Annotated in this window: 1 pseudogene; it reads left to right on the forward strand. The window is 38.9% G+C overall.

Annotated elements, in window-relative coordinates:
- Nucleotides 1-212 (forward strand): annotated as a pseudogene (locus tag ACY2RT_RS15805) (methyltransferase); the annotation flags it as partial.
- Between the last annotated feature and the right edge of the window lie 17 nt (nt 213-229).

Consider the following 229-nt stretch of genomic DNA (forward strand, 5'->3'; position numbering starts at 1 on the left):
CCTCGGCAGTACAAACCGATGTATATGATATAGTCACTGCTTTCGAAATCTCTGAACATTTGGTTTCCCCTTTTAATGTTCTTCAGGATATAAAAGCAAAAAAACTAATTGCTTCCGTACCTTTAAAATTATGGTTTGCATCTGATTATCAAAGTAAAACGGACGAACGTGACCGCAATTACCATGCATTTGAAGACTGGCCCTTTGACTAGCTCTTAGCAAAAGCCGG

The organism is Ulvibacter sp. 2210JD10-4 (assembly GCF_058148525.1).